Source organism: Polynucleobacter sp. AP-Nino-20-G2, assembly GCF_018688235.1.
Classification (GTDB): Bacteria; Pseudomonadota; Gammaproteobacteria; order Burkholderiales; family Burkholderiaceae; genus Polynucleobacter.
On the sequence record NZ_CP061313.1, the window covers coordinates 367,151 to 389,304 of the forward strand.

Sequence of the window (22,154 nt, forward strand, 5' to 3'; positions counted from 1 at the left end):
GGACATGGTCATACTGCTGTAATGGATATTCGGTTTTCATTAAGGCCTCTCTTATAGGGCGTAATATGTATCAAAAATCACCTTATTCATGCCACCCGAAGGAATTCTGATGAGTCACGAAATTGCATCATATTTTGATCCCAATAATCTCGGTGCTTGGGGGACATACTTAGAGCAGATTGATCGTGTTACTCCTTATCTGGGGTCTCTGACTCGCTGGGTTGAAACACTAAAGCGCCCAAAGAGGGCTTTGATTGTTGATGTGCCGATTGAATTAGATAACGGTACGATCGCCCACTTTGAAGGTTATCGCGTACACCACAATTTATCTCGTGGTCCGGGCAAAGGCGGCATTCGCTTTCATCCAGAAGTCACGCTTTCCGAGGTAACCGCCTTGGCCGCGTGGATGTCGATTAAGACGGCTGTGGTCAATGTTCCCTTTGGGGGTGCGAAAGGTGGCATTCGCGTCGACCCTAAAAAATTATCACAAGCCGAGCTTGAGAGAATGACGCGCCGATTCACTAGTGAGATCAATATGATGATTGGTCCGCAAAAAGATATTCCTGCGCCTGACGTGAATACGAATGAGCAAATCATGGCGTGGATGATGGATACCTATTGCGTCAATCAGGGATACACCACCTCAGGCGTAGTTACCGGAAAACCCATTTCTCTTGGTGGAAGCTTGGGCAGAAGGGATGCTACTGGGCGGGGTGTATTTGTTGTGGCTAGAGAAGCCTATGGACAAATGCATCGTGAACTCGCAGGCGCTCGGGTAGCGATTCAAGGTCTAGGTAATGTGGGTGGCGAGGCGGCCCGTTTGTTTGCTGAAGCTGGCGCTAAAGTGGTGGCTATTCAGGATCATTCGGGGGCTCTCTATAACCCCGATGGGTTTGATATCAATGCCTTGCTTGAACACGTCTCAGTCGCGCGTGAGATTAAGGGATTTTCTGGAGAATTGATTTCCAATGAACAGTTTTGGTCATCGCCTTGCGATATCCTGATCCCAGCTGCACTAGAGTCTCAAATTACCGCTGCTAATGCCGCAACCATTCAGGCTAAATTAATTGTTGAGGGGGCAAATGGTCCCACCACGCCAGAGGCCGATGACATTCTCACGAGCATGAATGTCACAATCGTTCCGGATGTGATTGCTAATGCTGGGGGCGTTACAGTCAGCTACTTCGAATGGGTACAAGATTTCTCTAGCTTTTTCTGGACCGAAGCTGAAATTAACAATCGCCTCGATATTCTCATGATTGATGCTTTCAAGGGAATTTGTGAAGTTGCTAAGAAGCATCAGGTGACATTGCGAACTGCCACCTTCATTGTGGGGTGTGAACGCATTCTGAAAGCGAGACAGATGCGGGGTTTATATCCTTAGGAGAGTATCAAGAGCTGCGGTGACACAACATCTCTTCGTAAAAAAGCCCTTGAATAAGAACTCAAGGGCTTTTTTATTGCGCCGCTTTTAATTAAGAGCGGATCAAGTAATCAAATGCGGAGAGTGAGGCTTTTGCCCCTTCACCCATGGCAATGATGATCTGCTTGTATGGGACTGTAGTGCAGTCTCCGGCGGCAAATACACCGGGCATAGACGTTTCACCCTTTTGATCGATGATGATTTCACCTCGAGGGGATAGGTCAATCACGCCTTTTAGCCAATCCGTATTGGGCAGCAAGCCAATTTGCACAAAGATCCCTTCAAGCGCGACATCATGCATTTGCTTGCTTGCTCTATCTTCATATCTTAAGGTCGTCACCTTTCCCTCAGCTCCTAATACTTCCTTGCTTAAGGCATTGGTGATGATGGTGACATTCGATAGGCCATGCAATTTCTTCTGGAGTACCGCATCGGCGCGTAACTTGGTATCAAACTCAACTAGAGTAACGTGACTGACGATTCCGGCCAAATCAATAGCTGCTTCAACGCCAGAGTTGCCACCGCCAATGACAGCTACACGCTTGCCTTTGTATAAAGGGCCGTCGCAGTGAGGGCAGTAGGCAACACCTTTGCCGCGATACTCTTGCTCTCCTGGCACATTCATTTCACGCCAGCGTGCACCAGTGCTAAGAATCACCGTTTTGCTTTTGAGTACTGCGCCATTTTCAAGAGTGATCTCGATCTCATCGCCTGCCTTATTTAGGCTTTTAGCAGTTTGAAGATTCATGACATCGACTTCATAGGCTTTCACATGTTGCTCGAGCGCCATCACCAATTTAGGGCCTTCAGTTTCTTTTACTGAGATAAAGTTCTCAATACCAACTGTATCTGCCACCTGTCCACCAAAGCGCTGGGCAACAATGCCGGTTCTGATGCCTTTTCTAGCTGAATAGATTGCCGCAGAAGCGCCAGCAGGGCCCCCACCAATAATTAAAGAATCGAATGGAGCCTTGGCGCTAATCTTTTCCGCGTCGCGTGTTGAGGCGCCGGTATCTAGTTTTGCAACAATTTCCTCAACGCTCATGCGTCCTTGGCCAAATACTTCATCATTCAGAATAACTGTTGGCACTGCCATGATCTGGCGTTGATCCACTAAATCCTGAAAGAGGGCGCCATCGATCATTTCGTGTTCGATGTTGGGATTGAGGGCGGCCATTAAATTCAATGCTTGAACTACATCGGGACAGTTGTGGCATGACAAAGAAATGAATGTCTGAAAGTGGAGTTTTCCAGTGAGACCTTTGATGCTATCAATGACTTCTTGCTCTACCTTAGGTGGGTAACCGCTCGATTGCAGAATCGCCAAGATAAAAGAGGTCATTTCATGACCCATTGGTAGGCCTGAGAATGCGATTCGAGGGATCTCTCCAGCTTTGCCTACAGTAAAGCTTGGCGCATTCACACTATTGCCTGAAGTGCTTACGGTGATCTTGTCAGATTGTTCGGCAACCTCATTGAGCAGTTCCAGCATCTGCGCTGAACTGGCGCTGTCATCTACAGTCGCAGTGAGGACTATGGGATTGACTATCTTTTCAAAATAGACCTTCAGTTGGGATTTGATATTGCTGTCTAACATGGTCGATTCCTAAATATTGTTCTTGATGAGCCTATTGGGCAGGAAATATTGTTTGTATCCTCTCCAATAGACTCTCCGAAGAGAGTCTGATTGGTTAAAGCAAATAACTGACTAAATGATTAGATCTTGCCTACGAGATCCAAAGATGGAGTCAAAGTCGCTGCGCCTTCTTTCCATTTCGCTGGGCAAACTTCACCTGGGTGAGCCGCTGTGTACTGTGCAGCTTTGAGCTTGCGCAATGTTTCGGAAACATCACGAGCGATTTCATTGGAGTGCACTTCTGCAGTCTTAATGATGCCTTCAGGATTGATGATGAATGTGCCGCGCAATGCCAAGCCTTCTTCTTCAATGTGAACGCCAAAACCACGTGTGAGTGTGTGTGTTGGATCGCCAACCAATGGGAACTTAGCCTTACCAACTGCTGGTGAAGTCTCATGCCACACTTTGTGTGAGAAATGTGTGTCAGTAGTGATGATGTATACCTCTGCACCCATTTTTTGGAATTCAGCATAGTTTTCAGCCGCATCTTCAATTTCTGTAGGGCAGTTGAATGTGAATGCTGCTGGCATAAAAATCAATACTGACCATTTGCCTTTGAGGGTTTCGTCAGAAACGGTAACGAACTTGCCATTGTGGAAAGCTTGAGTTTTGAATGGTGGAACTGGTGTGTTAATGAGTGACATGGTTTCTCCTGTAAAAAATGAAATAGTTGCTTCACAACAGAACCCATTCTAGAGACTATTTATTTATTTGCATAATGAATAATTTAGATATTACTTATCTATTTTATCGATCAATTCATATTGCTCGTTTGGGGCTGATATCTCCAGCCCCCTTTCTAATGGTGGTAGCGATACTCTTGAGTTTTTCCTTCGTAGCCATAACTTGCAGCCCTGACATCCTGAACGTAGATATAGCTCTCTTCATGCAACTTGCCTAAGATGCGATTAAATCCCTCGAAGGCTTCTTTTATATAGAGCGCTTTTTCATCTTTGGTATTGGTTTCATCGGTAATTTTGATGTCAAAGTAAAAGCTGTTTTTACCCTGTTCGCTTAAAAGAGATCCGCCTACCATCCAGCAGTCTGCATCGATATATTCAATAGTAATGGCGGTAAGCTCTTTTTTCTTTCCCAAAATTCGATGGGTGAGGTCAAGCAGTAGAGTGTTAATGGCCTGAGTAGTAGCGCTAGATTTTTGGCCGCTGACCTTGACGTTCAAGATTGGCATGAGATTCTCCTTTGGGGTTTATGGTGAATGGGTATTTCTACAACAAGTTAGCTATGCAACTATTTAGAAAATAAAAAAGTGAGGATCACTTCAGGGCGGAGCTTATTCCTCGAAGCTGCTCTACAACCGTTTCAAAATGGTTGCCACCTAAAATCTTTTTTAAACGTTTGGTAACTGCACCACTCGCTGCATTAAGTGCATCTTTGAGTTCGAGCGCTGTTTTGCTTGGATGAATTTCTTGTTCGCGACCATCTCTTTCAGAGGCGATGCGTTTAATGAGGTCAAGGCGCTCAAGACCGTCTAGGGTTCTAGTCGCAGTTGGGCGACTGATACTCATTTCCTTGGCAAGTTCGCTTTGCAGTAGCGGCGCCTTATCCAATACCACTCTGAGCATAAATGCCTGGGATGGAGTGAGTCCGAAGGGTTTAAATGCAATCGTCCATTCCCGCTCTAGCTGACGCGCTAGGCTGGTGGTGTTGAAGTAGAGGCATTGTTCGAACATAAGAATAGTGTAACTCTATTTAGTTAGCTATGCAACTAATGACAATTTAGAGCCCAGCCAAAGCGGGGTGTGAACCAGTATGACTATGGGCTTAATTTGCTTGATAGCCAGTCTTCTGCTAACGATGGTGTCGTTGACCTTCACATTCTTAATATCTTGGGATGAGTTTTTTGCCATTGCTGGTTAATACATCGATTTGGCGTAACAGGGTGACAATTTGTTCGGGTTTAAGACGTTGACCTTTGGCCATGATTAGCACTCCTTTAGGGTGAAGATTATCAAAAATCCTCTCTTTGGGAGTGGTACTAAAAATCAGGTCAGTTCAGTATGAGCAAATCGTAGATATCAACTCACTGGTGAGAGCTGATTAAATAACTCGATTAATTTATTTCTGTAACCTTTATCGATCGGCCGTATGCCGTATGAGAATCCATCATGCCGAGCATGAAAATGCCATACAGGTGACGGGTTGCTCTTCATCTCTAAAAATTATCTAAATCTTTTTTAGAAAAATACTCCACCAGATAATCAATTAATACTCTTACCTTAGGTGCAATATGTTGCCTTGTGGGGAAGAGGGCATAGATACCTAATTCAATCGATTTATATTGAGGCATGATTTCTACTAAATCACCTGCTCGTATGGCATCACCTACGATAAAGCTAGGTTGCAGAACAATGCCTTGATGAGCAAGAGCCGCAACAAGACAGGTATCCCCATTATTGGTTTGCATAAAGGGTTTAATGTTCACACTCTCTTTACCTTTAGGCCCATCAAAGCTCCATTCTTCTTTTCCTGCCCAATAGCTATAGTTAATTACCTGGTGGTTTACTAAGTCAGCAGGTTGCTTTGGGATGCCATGTTCTTTTAGGTATGTTGGTGAGGCGCACAAAATGATTCGAGTAGTAGTAAGCTTTTTACTCACCATCGTAGAATTCGTTAGTGCAGCGATTCGAATGGCAATGTCATATCCCTCATCTACGACATCCACTAACCGATCTGAGAGCACAACGTCTAAAGTCACCTTGGGATACTTTTGATGAAAGATTCCCCACAGTGGTGATAGCTTTCGTATGCCAAAACTAAAGGGTGCATTAATGCGAATATGCCCGCTCACATCATCTGTGTGTGAAGTGATTTCATTCTCGGCACTCTCTAGGGTTTCCAAGATTTCTTTGCAGCGACCATAAAAGAGCTCACCTTCTTCTGTGAGGGAGAGTTTGCGGGTGGTGCGATGAAGTAAGCGAATGCCCAGTCTTGTCTCTAAATCTACGAGATGTCTTGAGACTGCAGCCTTAGACATGCCTAGTCGATCAGCCGCCTTAACAAAGCTGCCTGCATCTACAACAGCGGTAAAGGTGGTGATTTCTTGGAATTTATCCATTGTTCCGATTTATTGAACAGTCAATCTCATAAATGCTAGTTTATCTATTAATTATGGAACAGTAAAGTTCTACCTAAGGAAAGCAGTCTTTCCGCTTAATTTATTAAACAAGGAGTATTAAATGAAACACATTTATGAAAATGCTTTAAATCTGTTTGGACGAGTTTTAATTGCTGCTCTATTTTTACCGGCTGGATTATCGAAGATTACTGGTTTTGAAGGTACGGTTGGTTACTTCACTTCTTTGGGTATGTCAGCTCCCACATTGGGCGTAATCGTTGCCATCATTGCTGAAGTCTTAGGCGGTATTGCATTGCTCGTAGGTTTTCAAACTCGTATCGTCGCAGTTCTGTTGGCTGTCTTCACATTGGCCGCTTCGATTACTGGCCACGCATTTTGGGCAGCTCCCGCAGATGCGGCATTCATCGCACAACTCCTGTTCTTTAAGAACATTGCCGTAATGGGTGGTTTGTTGGTATTGGCATCAAGTGGCGCAGGCAAGTTCAGTATCGATGGTTTGAAAGCTAAACAAGATTAAGTCTTGAGTCGGAGCGCCTCTACTTTCGTTGATGGGGTAGGGGCGCATTCGCTCTACATATATAGATAAAGAGTAAAAAATGAGAACCTTAGTTGCTGCCCCTCTTATGTTCATTTCTCATGGTGCGCCGACCTTTGCCATTGAGCCTGGCATCTTGGGTGAGCAGTTAAATCATATCGGCCAAAATCTTAGTGATGTCAAAGCCATCTTAGTTGTGTCGCCACACTGGCAGACTGCTGATATTGAGGTAATGACTAATCCTCAGCCAGAGACTATTCATGACTTTTATGGTTTTCCAAAGCCCTTGTATGAGCTTTCATACCCAGTTAAGGGTGCAACAGATGTGGCAAAGAAAGCAATTGATGTTCTTAAGCAGGCAGGCTTAATCGTTCAAGAAAATCCTACTCGTGGTTTAGATCATGGCACATGGGTTCCTTTAATGCACTTGTTGCCTAATGGCGATATTCCGGTATTTCAAGTTTCCATGCCAAAAGGTCTGGATCCGCAAAGCGCCTATGAACTAGGTAAGACTCTAGGCCCCTTAAGAAAAAAGGGTGTGATGATTATTGCTTCAGGCAGTATGACGCACAACTTACATGATTTTCGACAAGGTGTTGGCGGAGATTTGCCGTATGTCAGTTCCTTTGCCGATTGGGTCAAACAAGCAGTTCAGTCTGAAAGGTTGGACCAATTGTTGGCGTATCGAGAGTTTGCGCCTGGTGCAATGCGTGCACATCCAACGGATGAGCATTTCTTACCCCTCTTTGTTGCTTTGGGTGCTCGTTTAGATGATGTCAATCTAAAAACTATTGAAGGTGGTATTGAGTACGGTATTTTATCAATGGATTCTTTCGCATGGGGTTTGAATCAATCTACTAGAGGTCATTTGAATGAAGAAGATGTACACGAAGGAAGCGAGATCTAAAGATGATTAGCCAGCTATTACCAGGTGCCCAGTTTGCCTATCGTGTGCGACCAGCTAGTGTCAGTCCGCCAAAAGGCTGCTTACTCCTGCTTCATGGGGTAGGTGGAAATGAGCGTAATTTTTCAGAGATCAGCAAATGGATTGATCCGGCTATTTTGGTGGTCATGCCTCAAGGCCCGATTGCATTAAACAATGGTGGCGATCAGTTTGCTTGGTTTCATGTTGCGTTTACCAATGATGGTCCGCAAATTAATGAACAAGAAGCTGAAGAGAGTCGATTGCGTTTATTGGTCTTCATTAAAGAAATGCAAGCGCTATATCAGGTCACTAGTGGCAATACAGTTGTGGCTGGTTTTAGTCAGGGAGGCATTATGAGTGCTAGCGTGGCTTTGACTTTTCCTAATGCGGTCAAAGGCTTTGGGGTTCTCTCTGGACGAATTCTGCCTGAAATTAAGCCGCATATTAATAACCTAGAAGGTTTAAAGCAACTGCAAGCGTATTTGGCTCACGGTAAGTTTGATAGCAAGCTGCCTATTAGCTTTCTATTTCAAGCTGATGAATTGTTAAATGATTTGAACGTACCTCATGTAAGCAAAATTTATCCGATGGATCATGAGATTTCAGAAAATGAGTTGAAAGATTTTGTGCAATGGCTTAATGAGCAGTTTGAGTTAACTACCAGTAACTTTTAGTAAATTATTTAAAAAGGAATTGAATATGAAAACAGTACTCAGTATTAATAGCAGCATTTTGGGCGATAACAGCCAATCCAGACAGCTGTCTAATCAACTACTTGAGCGTATTAAAACAGCCCATCCTAGCGTCAAGATTATTGAGCGAGACTTGGCAAAAGATTCATTACCCCATTTAAATGGCGAGCAATTTAGTGCGTTCATTACGCCGCCTGAGCAGCGCACTGCAGAGCAAAAAGTACTGGCAGCCCAGTCTGATGATCTCGTTCAAGAAATCAGTGATGCCGATACGGTAGTGCTAGCTTTGCCTATGTATAACTTTGGGATCCCATCGCAGCTTAAATCCTACTTTGATAATTTAGCTAGAGCGGGTATGACCTTTAAATACACAGCTGCTGGTCCCGTGGGTTTGCTAACCGGTAAAAAGGCGATTGTTTTGGCAACTCGTGGCGGATTTTATTTTGGAACTGACAAAGATACGCAAACAAAATACGTCAAAGACTTTTTAGGTTTTATCGGCATTACTGATGTGGAGTTTATTTACGCAGAAGGTTTGGCTGTTTCACCGGAGCAAAAAGCAAAGAGTCTTGCAGGGGCTAGTGAAATTATTACAGCAATAAGCATATAAGGAATCTTCATGATCAATCTTAGAAAATCCAATGAGCGTGGCTATGCCGATCATGGTTGGTTAAAGAGTTTTCACTCATTCTCATTTGCTAATTACTATGACCCAAAACTCATGGGCTGGGGAAATTTGCGGGTGATTAATGAAGATCGCATTGAGCCAGGCCGTGGTTTTGGTGATCACGGTCACCGCGATATGGAAATTATTAGCTATGTTTTATCGGGCGAGCTGGCACATCAAGATAGCATGGGGAACATCAAAGGGATTCCGCCTGGAGATGTTCAACGTATGAGTGCTGGTACTGGCGTAGTACATAGTGAGTTCAATCATGCAGAGGGTCAACAAACCCATTTTCTGCAAATTTGGATTGAACCTAAATTCACTGGTGTACGACCTAGTTATGAGCAAAAGACAATTCCATTGGTTGAAAAGCAGGGTAAGTTGCGCTTGGTGGCTTCATTAAATGGTGAGAGTGATTCGGTCAAAATGAATGCGGATGCCAAGCTCTATGCTGGTTTATTTGATGGTGATCAAAAGGCAACTTTAGACATTAATCCTCAGCGTAAAGCCTATGTTCATTTGATTAAAGGATCGCTTGAAGTTAATGGACAAAATCTGAATGCAGGGGATGCTTTAATGATCGCCGATGAGGAGCAAATCAGCATTTCACATGGAAAAGATGCAGAAGTATTAGTGTTTGATTTAGCCCCATAATTCATGCTATCACTACAAACATAGGGAATAATTCAGAAAATGATTGGCCCCATATCCAATAGTATTGCCATCATCATTGGCGCGAGTGTGGGCGCTGCTTTTCACCGCCATATTCCCAGCCGGATATCTAATTCCTTGCCTGCTGTATCAGGGTTAATTGCAATTTGTCTAGGCATTACTCTGTTGATCAAGGTTCGTCAGGTGCCTGCGATGGTATTGGCTGTTTTGATAGGTTATACCTTGGGAGAGTTATTGCAATTAGAGGATCGGCTTAATCACTCGATTAAGCTTGCTCAAAAGAAACTTTTGACGACTCTTAAAATTGAGCATTCAAAGTTGCTTGGTGATGAGAAACATTTAGGAGCTTTCGTATCTTTATTGGTTTTATTTTCTGTAAGTGGCCTTGGTATTTTTGGTGCCATACAAGAAGGTTTAAACGGGGATTACACTTTATTGGTCACCAAGGCCATTTTGGATTTCTTCACTAGCATTATTTTTGCTACCCAATTAGGATTATCTTTAGCGTTATTAGCTATCCCTCAGTTCTTAATTCAGTGCGGATTATTGATTTCTGCTCAATGGTTGATGCCGCTAACCACACCAACGATGCTGGCAGACTTCTCAGCTACGGGAGGAGTAATTCTGATTGCAATTGGTTTGCGTATAACGAGCATCAAAGTTTTTGCTGCGGTTAATATGCTTCCAGCTTTGCTACTCATAATGCCGATTTCAGCGATATTGCAAAGACTGTAATTATTAAAATTCTTTATTGTTTGAAGCATATTTTGTCGTGTTTACCGACAAAGTGCATTAAGTGTCTCGAAACACGACACCTCCAACTCTCTCAAGTCGCTCACGGTCATCCAGCGTAGAACAACCTGACCCATCTCGGTCCAACAGATCTTCTATTGTTCCGAACAGTCACCACATTTGACCAGCCTACGAAGACAAAGTCCCCACTATTGCTAGTGAGGGTTTCTTGATACTGGTGGGTCTGGCGAGATTCGAATTCGCGACCAACGGATTTGAAGATGTTAGATTGACCTAGACAGGGCTATTTGGTTAGTCTTTTTGCAGGAAGATATTCACAGTTTCAGAAAGTTTTTTGTAACTTTGGAATAAAAATGCATGACCACCTTCATAAAAAGCCAACCAAGCAAAAGGAATTTGATTGGCAATAACAACTGAGTTTTTAGGATTGTCGATGATGTCTTCACGACCATCTGCAACTAGAACGGGAACTTTAATATTTTTTAAGTCCTTATAATTTTGGTTATCGGCATTCCAAAGTGTGATACGAGCACGAACTTGGCGCTCCTTAGTTTCCTTGGAGATGACAAAATCATTGGGGATGGTTCCTGCTGCTTTTGCTGCCATAAACCTTTCATATACAACCTTGGCAGCTGCCTTGCCTTCTGGCGTAATTGGGAACAATAACTCGAAATTTTCCATCGGGGAAAGACTTGGGTTATTGAGCTCCTCCCCAACCTTTTTAGAAATAGCAATCTGATACTTTCCACCTGGATTTGGGGCGCAAAGAATAAGCTTGCTGACCAAATCTGGGTGTCTGATCACAAGCTGTTGTCCAATTCGAGCGCCCATTGACCATGAGAACACGTTTACCTTTTTGAAACCCAGTGCTTTGACTAAACCCGCGGCATCATCTGCCATCTGAGGAATGGTTGTATTGTTTTCTTTGGTATCTGTAGAGAGTCCGGCGCCACGATTATCAAAAATGATGAGTTGATTATTCTTTGATAACTCCCCAAGAAGAGCGGGGTCCCAAGCGCTCATAGTAGCTGCATAGCCCATGATTAGGATCATGGGATCGCCTTTGCCTTTTAGGTAGTAGGCTAACTTCACGCCATTCACTGAGGCATACTTAATTTCAGGCTTTTCTTGTGCTTGCGCTGGAATGTGCAAGCTAAGTGAAGCCAATACGGTAGCAAAAGTTAAATAAACACCTCGCATAAAGGGGATCTTTAAAAGGTTAGAGACCTTATTGAATGGCTTCATGGTGACCTATTGTTTACATTGTTTTAGATAAAAGAAAATATTAGCATTGCATTGCTGGGCCTAGAAAACTTGGTATTGCTAGTGGGTCGAGCGAGATTCTAAATCCCGAACAACGGCCTTCAAAGCACTTTAACCTGTGCCTATGACTGTTTTTAATGTGATTTATTGATAATTAATTTTTAATGACCAAAGTAGAGTAAAATATACTTAGCGATTTTCAAGCTTATAGTGTTGTTGTACTAGTAATTAATACCGCAGTTCTGCGATAGTTCTTCTTAGCATCTCCCCCGCCATTCTTGACTTTCGCCCCATTCGGGGCTTAGCCCCTTTTATATTTTTTTAAGGAATAGTCAGATATGGCAAACGGAATTGTGAAATGGTTTAACGACGCTAAAGGCTTCGGCTTTATTACCCCTGAACTCGGTGGCGAAGATTTATTTGCCCATTTTTCAGCAATTAATAGCAGTGGATTTAAGTCTTTAGCTGAAGGTCAAAAAGTGACTTTTGATATTACTACTGGCCCTAAAGGCAAGTTAGCATCCAATATTCAACCTGTTTAACTCATAAGCAAATGCCAGGCGGAAATTTTTTCCCTGGTCCAAAGCCCAGCATGACTGGGCTTTTTTATTTTTATTAAGGATGTTAAATGGCAAAAGAAGAATTGCTTGAAATGGAGGGTCTTGTTGATGAAATTCTGCCGGATTCTCGTTATCGGATTACTTTAGACAATGGCCATAAGCTTATCGCTTATACAGCGGGCAAAATGAAAAAAAATCATATCCGTATATTGGCTGGAGATAAGGTTTCTTTAGAGATATCCGCTTATGACTTGAGTAAAGGCCGCATCACATTTCGACATATTGAGAAGAAGCAATCTTTTGCTAGTGCGCCGAAAAGACGGTATTGATGGTTTTAGAGGTTAAAGCCGCAAATTAAATTAATACTTGCAAAGAATCTCAGGCACTGGACGATGCAGCCCCAGGCAAGCAATAAATGCTAAAACCACCTTCGGGTGGTTTTTCTTTGATCGCTTATTGCCACCATAAGTTATCAACACATCCCATGCAGCCAAAAGAAAAGGGACCACATTGCTGTGATCCCTTTGTATAACTGGTGGGTCGGGCGAGATTCGAACTCGCGACCAACGGTGTTTAGGCTTTAAGTTGACGCTGTTTGATGAGTTCTGCAGCAGGGATCCGAACAATCTTGCCATCAACGGTAGTTACGATTGCAGTATTGGTTTGAATTGCCAAGTCTATTGCAGCCTGTCCAGCACGTTGCATGGCGTAGTAGGATCCAGCAATATCAGGATCGGGCGAATTGAGAATCTGCTCAACAGTGGTGTAACCAACGCTTTGGTGTGGGGGTTTATTTTTTTCCATAAGCAGCATCATGATCTGGTTCAATTAATAAAACCCTTAGGAAATGATCTTCCCTGAAACCAATTCCCCGGATGGATTTGCTTACTCGAAATGAGTAGAGCGCATCAATACCTTTTGGTGCAGGAATGCTATGAATCTTTTCCCACCTCAATCCCTTGTCGCGGTAAATCTGGTTCCAGGTCAATTGCGTGATTTTCTCAAAAGTGGCAAAGGCTTTCTCTTGTTCGGTTAGCTCCAAACTCTCCCAGGTAGATTGGAAGATGGGGTTATTCAGATCAAGCTCAACTAAGGGTTCAGGCTTTGCGTTTCGCGCCATGAGCTTTAGCCATTTTTAGTTTAGAAAGGTCAGTTGCTTTGGCTGGCGATTTTTGTGCCCAGGCCAATGCTGCTGATAAGTCCTTTTTAATAGCTGGCGTATGTATCCAACGCTCATTGTCGGGGATAACTGTGGCGGTACGAATCACCCAAACGCCAGGTTCAGGCGTTTCCACTAATACCTGACGTCCTGCATGCTCTTTCCCAAGCGAGATCTGCCCACTGGATCCAATGGATTTAATAACTTGATGATCTATTACTGCGCCCATAGCATTCTCCTATATTCATGCCGCATGATTACATTATAGCATGATTTTTTGAAAAATCGATGTAGAAAAATACCCCTGGGAAGAGTAAGCCCACATTAGAGTCACTGAATAATGACCGGCAAGTAATTACAGGCAAGCACTTAATTAAGCAACAAAAAGAAGTTGCTGTTGAGACTGCACGTCAAAAAGCCGTATTAGAAGAAGCTATTGAGTTTGAGCAGAGAAATCGCAGGAGTAGAGCAGGGAAAACCTAGTTTGTCGGGAAACACGACAAATGGTTTCATAAATGAACCCTATTTAATGTAAAAGGGCATTGATAAATCTCTCGCCCTCCACGGCAGTTAATTTTTTAACTAATTTAATGTCTCCGGATGACTTTCTGTCTGTCCAGTATTGGCCAAAGAAGTTCATTTTTGAATTATTTGGGATGACTAGCTTAAATGATCCGTAGTGAATTTGGCTTTTATTGCGATTGCTAGCTGATGGCGTATCTAGGTAATTTCCGATCAGTATCCACTCTCCATCCTCATTCTTTTTTAGCTGAGTAGCAATAGATTTGGATGTTGTTTCATTCGTATGCAGCCTTACGCTTAAATTCAAATAAGTTTGATGAATCCGGTAACAAGCATTTATTATTTTTGGATCGCCAGATTTTTCATCAACAAAATTAGATTTAATTTCAATTTGCCAATACCCGTTTAAATTTGGTTTTCCACCAAATATCATACGTATGATCGGCAAGTGCCATAGATATAAATTAAAAATAGTCACAATGCCGAGGGTGGCTGTTACGGTGAAAGTGAATGGCTGTAGGTATTGAATCCCTATGTCATAGCCGGCAAAATATAGCCACCCACCCCATATAGTAACTGCCAGAGAGACTATTGCTGTAATTTGAATTCTTGTCATTTGTAATTAAGCCATCCCCAAGCCTCAAGCACCCATTCCTTTGCGTTTGCCCTTGAGAATCCCTGCCCACCTTTAAATAAATATAGAAGTTCGCTCACCTGACCCCATTCACCACATTTATTTGTCGAGTCAAGGTGATCGTGAAGATGAATCAAAGTTTCCCTAATTGTTTCATCTAACGTGCTCTTTGTAATGATGTCGTTAGGAGTATTCCAGGCGAGGCATTCATTTAGGTATGAGGGAATATTTTCAGCGGATTTGTAACCATCATTATTCATGCTGATGCATAGATTCTTAAGAATTCGAACAACTTTCTTGTATCGATAATTTGTAGCATTATTTTTTTCTACCCCGTTCTTATAGTGCTCCGAAGGAAAATTATTTATTGAACCACCTTGGTCTGGGTATAAGGTGGTGCCCGCTATAAATTTACCATTTGGTAGATAACGTCGATGTTGTATACAGGGAACAACATCAGCTGTAATTCGATAGCTATTTTCTTTGATATTAAATGCTTTGTTTCCTCTGGTGACATTTGAAATCCCGAACGAAGTATTAAGCGTTCTTTGTAATTCATTTTTAAAGCTTTTGTATGTATAAGATGCACTAGTGATATGCAATGCTTCATCGGATAGTGAAGGGGCTTCGCTATAGTCAGTTGTGAAAATATCATTAAGTCTTACGCAAATATCAACATCGCTATTTAGGCGCACATTAGTGTTATTTTTGTATGATCCTTGAATAAAGATTTCAATATTCTTCTGACTCAGTTCTTTGGATTGCTTGATTGCATTGGATATAACTCGACATGCATTTTCAGATCTTTGGTCTTCACTTGCGCTGGGGGGGTTGGGACCAACCCTTAAAAAGTTCTTCTCTAATCGACGATGTCATTAGGCGAGGGAGAGGTGTGTAAATCAGATTGAATGGCTTGCGTCATTTTTATAAGGAACTTTATGTGCCTATTCATGTCAACGGTAAACCACGGTCACCCAACTATCCACATATGAAATGTCGGTTTACCCGACAACCGTCGCGTTTCGAGACGCTCACGGTCTCCTAAACAGTCATCCAGCGCCTTCCATCCCCACTTGAAACGTTCAGCAAGTTCCGCATTGTTCCGAACAGTCACCACATTTGTTAGCCTAGAAAGACAAAACCCCCACTATTGCTAGTGAGGGTTTCTTGATACTGGTGGGTCGGGCGAGATTCGAACTCGCGACCAACGGATTAAAAGAAGTCGTGGCTCTTCAAAAATCCATATAAATCAATAGGTTATAGAGCCAAAAAATGACTGTGCGATTGACTGTGCGATTGCTTTTTGGTGCAAAGATCAAATCTGTAGCTCGGATTTCGAACTTTTGAGTGTTACTTAAAGCAATGATTGCCTCTTGAGGGGGGTAAAAGTAGGATTGCTCTGTGGTCTTCTATGAATTTAATACCCGCCTAAAAATCGGGTTTTTACATTAAAAAATACGAAGTAATTGAAATTGAGAAAATTTAAAAAGATCTATGTTCTAGGTGCCGGTGCTGTCGGTTGTTTTTTCGGCGGAATGCTTGCTCGATCAAATAAAGATACAACGCTTATCGCTAGGCCAGAGCGTGCAAATGCTATAAGTGCTGATGGACTAGAGATGCAATGTCAAAAATTTCAAGAGATTGTTTCAATTAATGTAAGTCACGACCTTTCTGCTTTGACTGATGCAGATCTTGTTTTGCTTTGTGTTAAGTCGCCCGATACAGAAAATACGATGAAGCAGGTGTCATCCATCATTCCAAAAGAGGCCGTGATATTAAGTTTGCAAAATGGGGTTGCTAATGTGGAAATAGCCTCTAGCATTACTAATAACCCCGTATATCCTGCGGTCGTTTATGTTGCCTGTGGGATGCATGGTCAGAGAGTTCTCAAACACCACGGTAGAGGTGAATTATTGGTAGGCAGCATCAATGCTATTTCACCTCATGAACTCGAAAGTCTTAGAGAAATTTGTACTCTTTTTGAAAGTGCAGATGTGCCATGTAAAGTTGCGCCAAACATATTAAGAGATATGTGGCTCAAGTTTTTAGTCAATTGTTCTTATAACGGTATTTCTGGGATTGGGCAGATTGCATACGGTGATATGGTTCGGATGCCTGAAATTGTTCAGTTAATTGAAGGAATTACAAAAGAGTTCTTGGCAGTTGCTTCTCGAAAAGGGATTCAAATTAGTTTGGCTGAGGCCACTCATGCTAATGAATTAATTGCCAAAACAATGGCTACGCAAATTTCTTCTACTGCACAAGACTTAAAACGATATAAGAAAACTGAGATTGATTATCTAAACGGCTATATTGTTGAGCTTGGAAAACATTTTGGGATAGAAACTCCATTCAATTCATCTATTTACACTATGGTTAAGATGCTGGAGTTCAAACACCATTGAGAGGCTATAAGCTAATTGATAGAAGCATTTTCTAGTAGTTCATTGTGAAGCCATTCTTCGAATACCCTAATTTTCTTATTTGATTTTTCGCCACTTCGATACGATAAGAAGTGAGTTTCTTCTCTGATCTTTTTAAATTGCGTTGATCCCATTTCAACTAAGTCGCCCCTTGCAAGTTCTCGCTCAGCAAGGCGTTTGCTTTCTAGTACAACACCGAGCCCATCTACCGCGGCTGAGATAGATAAAGCTGCCCTATCAAATGAAAGTCTAGATCGACTATTTTGCGGCAACTTGTTATGTTCAAACCACTTATTCCAAGTCATTCGATTGATAGAGGAATCAATTAGTGTGAGTTGGGTAATTTGATTCTTTGCGGGTATGTTTGAATCTAAAATTTTTGGCGAGCACATTGGAAGAATATCTTCGTATCCAAGTGAGGTATGAATGACACCAGCATTGCCAAGTGTTGCCTGATAAGAGATTGCTATGTCTATTTCGCGATTGCGTATTAGATCTATTGGTTCTGGGCCGGAGGTAAGTCGAATCGAAATGGTTGGGTGAGTTTTAATAAAGCTTGCCAACCTTGGGCTCAACCACTTTGCTGCGAAACTGGGGGCGCAGTGTACCGCCAGAACTTGTGCATTAGGCGCTAGAGTAACCTCACTACATGCAGCCTCAATTACATCAAATACTCTTGACAGGCTTTCAAGTAGTCTTTTGCCTTCGCTATTGAGTTCAACCTTTCTATTTCGCCTAACAAACAGTGGTTTTGAAAAGTAATCCTCGAGCTCTTTTATTTGGTGGCTGATTGCCGATTGGGTAAGGTGAAGCTCATTGGCAGCAAGGGTAAAGCTCTCCAGCCGGGCAGCTGACTCAAAAGCCCTTAAAAGGACAAAATTGGGTATTTTTCTCATGTTTTATGATTATAAATGAATAATATTCATGTATACATGCACAACTCTTGATTGTCAAAATACATGTGTGACCTCAATATTGCGTTCAATTTGATCTACATCAAAACATATGCCCATAACTGGAGGAGACAAAATGGTTGAGACAATTGATAAAAATGAACGTAAGTTAGATTTGGGGAGTAGAGAATCTATCTACCAACCAGAGGATGCAAGTCTGATATTTCCTTATGCGCCTAAATTTAAGAATTTTGCTGAGCATCGCCAACATTTAAAAGAAAGATTAGTAGCTGCATGTCGTGCATTTGCATTGGAGGGATTTGATTATGGCTTTGCAGGGCATTTAACAGTGCGCGATCCAGAGCATCCACATCTTTACTGGACTAATCCAATGGCTGTTCATTTTGATCAAGTTAAGATCTCAAATTTAATCTTGGCTGATCACGAAGGAAATGTGTTGGAGGGTAAGCATGCGCTAAATCGTGCTGGCTTTGTATTGCATGCTGCTGTACATGAAAAACATCCTGATATTGTTGCAATGTGTCATGCCCATACAGTTTATGGCACCGCTTTTGCGGCTTTAGGAAAAAAATTAGAGCCAATTTCTCAAGATGCTGCAGCATTTTACGAAGACCATATTGTTCTTAGCGAACAAGCGGGCCAAGTAGCTGTTGAGGATCAAGCTGGAGAAAACGTTGCTGGATCTATTCCCAAGGTAAAAGGCATTATTCATAAAAATCATGGTCTTTTGACCGTGAGTCGTCATAGCATTGATGCAGCAGCCTTCTGGTTTATCGCACTAGAGAGATGTTGCAAACAACAGATGGCGGTGATGGCTACGGGTGTGGAGCCAACCTTGTTAAGTCCTGAAGTTGCTCGCTACAGCCGTGAGCACGTTGGTAGTGAATATATTGGTTGGTTACATTTCCAAACCATTTGGAATCAATTGATCGCAAAACAACCAGATATGTTTGCGTAAAAAATACAAATAATGGAGATATTAATGAAAGTATTTAATTATAAAAAGTCGTTCGCAATAGCGCTGTCCCTCTCAAGCTTGGTAGTGGGTCAAGCGTTTGCTCAAAATTCAGAGATTAAGGAGCGTACATTAAAGTTTGCTTACGTGCAGCCAAAAACTAGTCACATGGGTTTTGGCGTGGAGAAGTTTGCTGAATTGGTAGCAAAAAAGAGTGGTAACAAAATCATTGTAAAAGGCTATCCCGACGGATCTTTGGGGGGTGACTTAAATGTTCTCACTTCATTACAAGGTGGAACGGTTGATATGACAACAATGCCACCAAGCCTGATGGTAGGTCAGGCAAAAGTCTATGGCGCATTTTCTATCCATTTTCTATTCAACGACTTTAAAGAAGCAGATACTGTTTTGGATGGTCCAGTAGGTAAGAAGTTTTTAGAGAAAACTCCTAAGGGTGTAGTGGGGTTGACTTATTGGGATCACGGTTTTAGAAATATCTCAAACAGCAAGCGTTCTATTGCCAAAGTAGAAGATATTCAGGGTTTGAAGCTTCGTGTGATTCAAGAACCTCTGTTTGTGGATTCGTTTAGTGCTTTGGGTGCTAATCCAGTGCCGTTGGCATTTACTGAGTTATACAGTGCAATGGAAACGAAGGCAGTTGATGGGCAAGACAACCCAATTGCTGCATTTGAGGCCAATAAATTTTATGAGGTTCAAAAGTATCTCTCCTCTACGCGTCACGTATATCAGCCGCTGATCGTTTTAATTAGTAATAAGGTTTGGGATCAATTTACACCGGCTGAGAAAAAATTAATTCAAGATGCTGCTAACGAGACCACAATTGAGCAACGTAAAGTTTCGCGTGGAATGGATGCTAAAGCCATCGATTTGGTCAAAAAGCAGGGTGTTGTCTTTACTGAAGTTTCTCCACAAGAGCGTGCGCGCATGAGGGACAAGGTAAAGCCTGTGACAGACAAGTATTTGCAAGATATGAATGCAGTTGATCCTTTGCCGGCAGAATTGGTAAAAGCGGTTGAAGCACAACGCACTAAAAATAAGTAATATTTAGGCCTGTTGACTTGCGCTCCCAGTAATAAACACTGGGAGCTTCTTTTATTTTTGGCTCTATCTTTATGATTTCATCTTTAATTAACTCTTCATTTCGATTGATGAGGATATTTACTGCAATATGTTTGGCAGTAATGGTTGTACTAGTTTTTGGTAACGTCGTTTTGCGTTATGGTTTTAATTCTGGGATTGCGTTCTCTGAAGAAATGTCCCGCTGGGCATTTGTTTGGCTTATTTTTGTTGGCGCCATTGGTGGTCTAAGGGATCTCTCTCATCTTGGCGTTGATTCACTCGTAGCAAAATTATCTCGCTCAGGAAAATTATTTTGCTACATCGCTAGTCACTTACTAATGTTGGGTATTGTTGGAGTTTTCTTATATGGCAGTTTCGCTCTGCTGACCATCAATATTGATAATGTAACGCCTGTTTCAGGCGTATCTATGGCTTGGTACTATTCTGCTGCAATTTTCTTCTCTGTGGCCGCTTTACCAATTCTTTTCTACCACCTTTATAAAGCCTTGAGCGGTCGAATTACTGATAAAGAATTAATTGCGATTAAAGAATCGGAAGATGATGCCGATTTGGATGAAATTATGAAAGATCTTGAGCATGTTAGATCCCCAGATATAAAAGAAAAGGGGCTCTGATATGACGATATTTATTTTCATTGGATCCCTTTTAGCTTTGATGGCTTTAGGCATGCCAATTGCATTCGCATTATTGGGCTGTGGCATTGCTTTAATGCTACATCTAGATATTTTTGATGCACAAATTATTGCTCAAAATGTCATTGCTGGAGCTGATAGCTTTCCTTTGATGGCTGTTCCATTTTTTATGTTAGCTGGCGAGGTAATGAATGCTGGCGGCTTATCAAAACGCATCGTTGCTGTTGCTCTTGGTTTGGTCGGGCATATTAAAGGTGGGCTTGGTTATGTCACTATTGTTGCCGCCTGTATTCTGTCGGCACTTTCTGGTTCGGCGGTTGCCGATGCTGCGGCATTATCGGCACTCTTGGTGCCAATGATGGTTAGTGCGGGCCATGATCAAAAGCAATCCGCTGGATTAGTAGCTGCCGCGGGAGTGATTGGGCCAATTATTCCACCAAGTATTGGTTTTGTGATTTTCGGTGTGGCGGCTAATTTATCTATTACCAAGCTATTTCTAGCGGGCATATTCCCAGGATTACTTGTTGGACTCTCATTGTGGCTCACCTGGTGGTGGGTTATTCGCAAAGAGAGTATTCAACCGCCACCGAAAATTCCATTTAGTGAAGTTGCAAAATCGCTGGTGGATGGTTTCTGGGCTTTAATGCTTCCGTTAATTATCATATTTGGACTCAAGCTTGGTGTCTTTACGCCAACAGAAGCTTCTGTAGTTGCTGCAGTGTACGCTATCTTTGTCGCTACTGTTATTTATCGAGAGCTTAAGTTTGGTCAGTTACTAGAGTTATTTTCTAGAGCCGCACAAACAACTGCAATTGTGATGTTCTTAGTAGCTGCTGCCATGGTCTCTGCTTGGTTAATTACTGTGGCTGATTTACCCTCTAAGGTTGTTGGTCTACTCGAGCCATTTATGGGCAATCAAATCTTGTTAATGTTTGCAATCATGACATTAGTCGTGATTGTTGGCACAGCAATGGATATGATCCCAACAATTTTAATTTTGACTCCAGTGCTAGTCCCAGTAGTGAAGCAGGCAGGAATTGACCCGATTTACTTCGGAGTTCTATTCATTATCAATAACAGTATTGGCTTGATAACCCCACCCGTAGGAACAGTGTTGAATGTTGTTGCGGGCGTGACAAAAACTTCAATGTCGGATTTAATGAAAGGGGTTATGCCTTTCTTAATTGCAGAGTTAGTCATGCTGCTATTGATGGTTTTATTTCCATCTTTAGTTACGGTGCCGATGCGTTGGTTTTACTAGATTTATCTAACCACTCTTCGGAGTGGTTTTTTATTACCCAAAACTACGTTTGTCTGGTTGCCCGACAAACTATGTGCCAAAGTGTCTCGAAACACGACACTTGCTAACCAAGTCTTCCGGTAGTCGCCTACGGTTTTCAGCGTTGACCATCCTGATCCACGACGACATATAAGATTGCCTATTGAGTCCGCACAGTCACTACATTTTCTGTAACCAAAAGAAAAAGCCACCCGAAGGTGGCTTTTGTATAACTGGTGGGTCGGGCGAGATTCGAACTCGCGACCAACGGATTAAAAGACTTAAGAATTGTTCTGAACAGTAATCAAAACA

The 22,154-nt window shown here is 42.3% G+C and carries 26 protein-coding genes; 14 read left to right on the plus strand and 12 right to left on the minus strand.

Features of this window, described 5'->3' with window-relative positions; genetic code table 11:
• Nucleotides 1–88 precede the first annotated feature (88 nt).
• Nucleotides 89–1,384, plus strand: a complete 1,296-nt coding sequence (locus tag FD960_RS02025; protein ID WP_371817438.1) for a Glu/Leu/Phe/Val dehydrogenase — start codon at nt 89–91, stop codon at nt 1,382–1,384.
• A 91-nt stretch (nt 1,385–1,475) separates the two neighbouring features.
• Here FD960_RS02025 and ahpF read toward each other — a convergent pair whose 3' ends face one another.
• From ahpF to FD960_RS02050, 5 genes are all read right to left on the minus strand, one after another.
• Nucleotides 1,476–3,020 carry an alkyl hydroperoxide reductase subunit F gene (gene ahpF / locus FD960_RS02030; protein WP_215299499.1) on the minus strand — a complete coding sequence of 515 codons (1,545 nt, stop codon included), beginning with the start codon at nt 3,018–3,020 and terminating at the stop codon, nt 1,476–1,478.
• 119 nt (nt 3,021–3,139) lie between these two features.
• Nucleotides 3,140–3,703, minus strand: a complete 564-nt coding sequence (gene ahpC / locus FD960_RS02035; protein ID WP_062307523.1) for an alkyl hydroperoxide reductase subunit C — start codon at nt 3,701–3,703, stop codon at nt 3,140–3,142.
• 155 nt (nt 3,704–3,858) lie between these two features.
• On the minus strand, nt 3,859–4,248 hold the full coding sequence (locus FD960_RS02040; protein WP_215299500.1) for a 4-oxalocrotonate tautomerase family protein: 390 nt from the start codon (nt 4,246–4,248) through the stop codon (nt 3,859–3,861).
• 85 nt (nt 4,249–4,333) lie between these two features.
• On the minus strand, nt 4,334–4,750 hold the full coding sequence (locus FD960_RS02045; protein WP_215299502.1) for a MarR family winged helix-turn-helix transcriptional regulator: 417 nt from the start codon (nt 4,748–4,750) through the stop codon (nt 4,334–4,336).
• A 482-nt stretch (nt 4,751–5,232) separates the two neighbouring features.
• Nucleotides 5,233–6,135 (minus strand): LysR family transcriptional regulator, encoded by a 903-nt coding sequence (locus tag FD960_RS02050; protein ID WP_215299504.1) that lies wholly within the window; start codon nt 6,133–6,135, stop codon nt 5,233–5,235.
• Nucleotides 6,136–6,256: 121 nt separating this feature from the next.
• Here FD960_RS02050 and FD960_RS02055 point away from each other — a divergent pair, with 121 nt between their 5' ends.
• The 6 genes from FD960_RS02055 (at nt 6,257) to FD960_RS02080 (ending at nt 10,382) form a co-directional block, all read left to right on the plus strand.
• Nucleotides 6,257–6,673 (plus strand): DoxX family protein, encoded by a 417-nt coding sequence (locus tag FD960_RS02055; RefSeq protein ID WP_215299505.1) that lies wholly within the window; start codon nt 6,257–6,259, stop codon nt 6,671–6,673.
• A 79-nt stretch (nt 6,674–6,752) separates the two neighbouring features.
• On the plus strand, nt 6,753–7,598 hold the full coding sequence (locus FD960_RS02060) for a class III extradiol ring-cleavage dioxygenase (RefSeq protein ID WP_215299506.1): 846 nt from the start codon (nt 6,753–6,755) through the stop codon (nt 7,596–7,598).
• A gap of 2 nt (nt 7,599–7,600) precedes the next feature.
• A complete protein-coding gene (locus FD960_RS02065; RefSeq protein WP_215299507.1) occupies nt 7,601–8,290 on the plus strand; it encodes an alpha/beta hydrolase in 690 nt (229 codons plus the stop codon).
• Between the two features lie 25 nt (nt 8,291–8,315).
• Nucleotides 8,316–8,918, plus strand: a complete 603-nt coding sequence (locus FD960_RS02070; protein ID WP_215299508.1) for an FMN-dependent NADH-azoreductase — start codon at nt 8,316–8,318, stop codon at nt 8,916–8,918.
• A 9-nt stretch (nt 8,919–8,927) separates the two neighbouring features.
• Nucleotides 8,928–9,629: a pirin family protein gene (locus FD960_RS02075; RefSeq protein WP_215299509.1), complete on the plus strand. Its 702-nt coding sequence runs from the start codon at nt 8,928–8,930 to the stop codon at nt 9,627–9,629.
• A 39-nt stretch (nt 9,630–9,668) separates the two neighbouring features.
• Nucleotides 9,669–10,382, plus strand: a complete 714-nt coding sequence (locus FD960_RS02080; protein WP_215299510.1) for a DUF554 domain-containing protein — start codon at nt 9,669–9,671, stop codon at nt 10,380–10,382.
• Nucleotides 10,383–10,691: 309 nt separating this feature from the next.
• On the opposite strand, the gene FD960_RS02085 is transcribed toward FD960_RS02080, so the two are convergent.
• Complete coding sequence (locus FD960_RS02085) at nt 10,692–11,645, minus strand: alpha/beta fold hydrolase (protein WP_215299512.1); 954 nt, start codon at nt 11,643–11,645, stop codon at nt 10,692–10,694.
• Nucleotides 11,646–12,001: 356 nt separating this feature from the next.
• On the opposite strand from FD960_RS02085, the gene FD960_RS02090 reads away from it, so the two are divergent.
• Nucleotides 12,002–12,205, plus strand: a complete 204-nt coding sequence (locus FD960_RS02090) for a cold-shock protein (RefSeq protein WP_072583619.1) — start codon at nt 12,002–12,004, stop codon at nt 12,203–12,205.
• 86 nt (nt 12,206–12,291) lie between these two features.
• Nucleotides 12,292–12,552: a translation initiation factor IF-1 gene (gene infA, locus FD960_RS02095; protein ID WP_215299513.1), complete on the plus strand. Its 261-nt coding sequence runs from the start codon at nt 12,292–12,294 to the stop codon at nt 12,550–12,552.
• Nucleotides 12,553–12,796: 244 nt separating this feature from the next.
• Here the strand turns inward: infA and FD960_RS02100 are convergent, their stop codons facing one another.
• The 5 genes from FD960_RS02100 to FD960_RS02120 all read right to left on the minus strand — a co-directional run bounded on the left by FD960_RS02100 (nt 12,797) and on the right by FD960_RS02120 (nt 15,320).
• On the minus strand, nt 12,797–13,027 hold the full coding sequence (locus FD960_RS02100; protein ID WP_215299514.1) for a hypothetical protein: 231 nt from the start codon (nt 13,025–13,027) through the stop codon (nt 12,797–12,799).
• Nucleotides 13,014–13,343, minus strand: a complete 330-nt coding sequence (locus tag FD960_RS02105) for a hypothetical protein (protein WP_215299516.1) — start codon at nt 13,341–13,343, stop codon at nt 13,014–13,016. Before FD960_RS02105 ends, FD960_RS02100 begins: the two co-directional genes overlap by 14 nt.
• The gene (locus tag FD960_RS02110) at nt 13,321–13,611 is read right to left on the minus strand and encodes a hypothetical protein (RefSeq protein ID WP_215299518.1); all 291 of its coding nucleotides are present in this window, start codon (nt 13,609–13,611) and stop codon (nt 13,321–13,323) included. Before FD960_RS02110 ends, FD960_RS02105 begins: the two co-directional genes overlap by 23 nt.
• A gap of 297 nt (nt 13,612–13,908) precedes the next feature.
• A complete protein-coding gene (locus FD960_RS02115) occupies nt 13,909–14,520 on the minus strand; it encodes a hypothetical protein (RefSeq protein WP_215299520.1) in 612 nt (203 codons plus the stop codon).
• The gene (locus tag FD960_RS02120) at nt 14,517–15,320 is read right to left on the minus strand and encodes a nucleotidyltransferase (RefSeq protein WP_215300550.1); all 804 of its coding nucleotides are present in this window, start codon (nt 15,318–15,320) and stop codon (nt 14,517–14,519) included. Before FD960_RS02120 ends, FD960_RS02115 begins: the two co-directional genes overlap by 4 nt.
• Before the next feature lie 684 nt (nt 15,321–16,004).
• On the opposite strand from FD960_RS02120, the gene FD960_RS02125 reads away from it, so the two are divergent.
• On the plus strand, nt 16,005–16,943 hold the full coding sequence (locus FD960_RS02125) for a ketopantoate reductase family protein (protein ID WP_215299522.1): 939 nt from the start codon (nt 16,005–16,007) through the stop codon (nt 16,941–16,943).
• A gap of 11 nt (nt 16,944–16,954) precedes the next feature.
• On the opposite strand, the gene FD960_RS02130 is transcribed toward FD960_RS02125, so the two are convergent.
• Entirely contained in the window at nt 16,955–17,857 is a 903-nt protein-coding gene (locus FD960_RS02130) for a LysR substrate-binding domain-containing protein (RefSeq protein ID WP_215299523.1), read from the minus strand.
• Between the two features lie 133 nt (nt 17,858–17,990).
• Between FD960_RS02130 and FD960_RS02135 the strand changes: the two genes are divergently transcribed.
• The 4 genes from FD960_RS02135 (at nt 17,991) to FD960_RS02150 (ending at nt 21,824) form a co-directional block, all read left to right on the plus strand.
• The gene (locus FD960_RS02135) at nt 17,991–18,833 is read left to right on the plus strand and encodes a class II aldolase/adducin family protein (RefSeq protein ID WP_215299525.1); all 843 of its coding nucleotides are present in this window, start codon (nt 17,991–17,993) and stop codon (nt 18,831–18,833) included.
• Nucleotides 18,834–18,857: 24 nt separating this feature from the next.
• On the plus strand, nt 18,858–19,892 hold the full coding sequence (locus FD960_RS02140) for a DctP family TRAP transporter solute-binding subunit (protein ID WP_215299527.1): 1,035 nt from the start codon (nt 18,858–18,860) through the stop codon (nt 19,890–19,892).
• A gap of 71 nt (nt 19,893–19,963) precedes the next feature.
• Nucleotides 19,964–20,545 (plus strand): TRAP transporter small permease, encoded by a 582-nt coding sequence (locus FD960_RS02145; RefSeq protein ID WP_251369819.1) that lies wholly within the window; start codon nt 19,964–19,966, stop codon nt 20,543–20,545.
• 1 nt (nt 20,546) lies between these two features.
• The gene (locus FD960_RS02150) at nt 20,547–21,824 is read left to right on the plus strand and encodes a TRAP transporter large permease subunit (protein WP_215299528.1); all 1,278 of its coding nucleotides are present in this window, start codon (nt 20,547–20,549) and stop codon (nt 21,822–21,824) included.
• The last annotated feature ends 330 nt before the right edge of the window (nt 21,825–22,154 follow it).

What these genes read in the sequence shown, in the direction of transcription:
- FD960_RS02100 (WP_215299514.1), bottom strand. Translation starts at nt 13,027, where the DNA reads ATGGAAAAAAATAAACCCCCACACCAAAGCGTTGGTTACACCACTGTT.
- ahpC (WP_062307523.1), bottom strand. Translation starts at nt 3,703, where the DNA reads ATGTCACTCATTAACACACCAGTTCCACCATTCAAAACTCAAGCTTTC.
- infA (WP_215299513.1), top strand. Translation starts at nt 12,292, where the DNA reads ATGGCAAAAGAAGAATTGCTTGAAATGGAGGGTCTTGTTGATGAAATT.
- FD960_RS02075 (WP_215299509.1), top strand. Translation starts at nt 8,928, where the DNA reads ATGATCAATCTTAGAAAATCCAATGAGCGTGGCTATGCCGATCATGGT.
- FD960_RS02145 (WP_251369819.1), top strand. Translation starts at nt 19,964, where the DNA reads ATGATTTCATCTTTAATTAACTCTTCATTTCGATTGATGAGGATATTT.
- FD960_RS02110 (WP_215299518.1), bottom strand. Translation starts at nt 13,611, where the DNA reads ATGGGCGCAGTAATAGATCATCAAGTTATTAAATCCATTGGATCCAGT.
- FD960_RS02150 (WP_215299528.1), top strand. Translation starts at nt 20,547, where the DNA reads ATGACGATATTTATTTTCATTGGATCCCTTTTAGCTTTGATGGCTTTA.
- FD960_RS02080 (WP_215299510.1), top strand. Translation starts at nt 9,669, where the DNA reads ATGATTGGCCCCATATCCAATAGTATTGCCATCATCATTGGCGCGAGT.
- FD960_RS02135 (WP_215299525.1), top strand. Translation starts at nt 17,991, where the DNA reads ATGGTTGAGACAATTGATAAAAATGAACGTAAGTTAGATTTGGGGAGT.
- FD960_RS02105 (WP_215299516.1), bottom strand. Translation starts at nt 13,343, where the DNA reads ATGGCGCGAAACGCAAAGCCTGAACCCTTAGTTGAGCTTGATCTGAAT.
- FD960_RS02040 (WP_215299500.1), bottom strand. Translation starts at nt 4,248, where the DNA reads ATGCCAATCTTGAACGTCAAGGTCAGCGGCCAAAAATCTAGCGCTACT.
- FD960_RS02140 (WP_215299527.1), top strand. Translation starts at nt 18,858, where the DNA reads ATGAAAGTATTTAATTATAAAAAGTCGTTCGCAATAGCGCTGTCCCTC.
- FD960_RS02050 (WP_215299504.1), bottom strand. Translation starts at nt 6,135, where the DNA reads ATGGATAAATTCCAAGAAATCACCACCTTTACCGCTGTTGTAGATGCA.
- FD960_RS02060 (WP_215299506.1), top strand. Translation starts at nt 6,753, where the DNA reads ATGAGAACCTTAGTTGCTGCCCCTCTTATGTTCATTTCTCATGGTGCG.
- FD960_RS02130 (WP_215299523.1), bottom strand. Translation starts at nt 17,857, where the DNA reads ATGAGAAAAATACCCAATTTTGTCCTTTTAAGGGCTTTTGAGTCAGCT.
- FD960_RS02055 (WP_215299505.1), top strand. Translation starts at nt 6,257, where the DNA reads ATGAAACACATTTATGAAAATGCTTTAAATCTGTTTGGACGAGTTTTA.
- FD960_RS02045 (WP_215299502.1), bottom strand. Translation starts at nt 4,750, where the DNA reads ATGTTCGAACAATGCCTCTACTTCAACACCACCAGCCTAGCGCGTCAG.
- FD960_RS02070 (WP_215299508.1), top strand. Translation starts at nt 8,316, where the DNA reads ATGAAAACAGTACTCAGTATTAATAGCAGCATTTTGGGCGATAACAGC.
- ahpF (WP_215299499.1), bottom strand. Translation starts at nt 3,020, where the DNA reads ATGTTAGACAGCAATATCAAATCCCAACTGAAGGTCTATTTTGAAAAG.
- FD960_RS02090 (WP_072583619.1), top strand. Translation starts at nt 12,002, where the DNA reads ATGGCAAACGGAATTGTGAAATGGTTTAACGACGCTAAAGGCTTCGGC.
- FD960_RS02025 (WP_371817438.1), top strand. Translation starts at nt 89, where the DNA reads ATGCCACCCGAAGGAATTCTGATGAGTCACGAAATTGCATCATATTTT.
- FD960_RS02115 (WP_215299520.1), bottom strand. Translation starts at nt 14,520, where the DNA reads ATGACAAGAATTCAAATTACAGCAATAGTCTCTCTGGCAGTTACTATA.
- FD960_RS02085 (WP_215299512.1), bottom strand. Translation starts at nt 11,645, where the DNA reads ATGAAGCCATTCAATAAGGTCTCTAACCTTTTAAAGATCCCCTTTATG.
- FD960_RS02065 (WP_215299507.1), top strand. Translation starts at nt 7,601, where the DNA reads ATGATTAGCCAGCTATTACCAGGTGCCCAGTTTGCCTATCGTGTGCGA.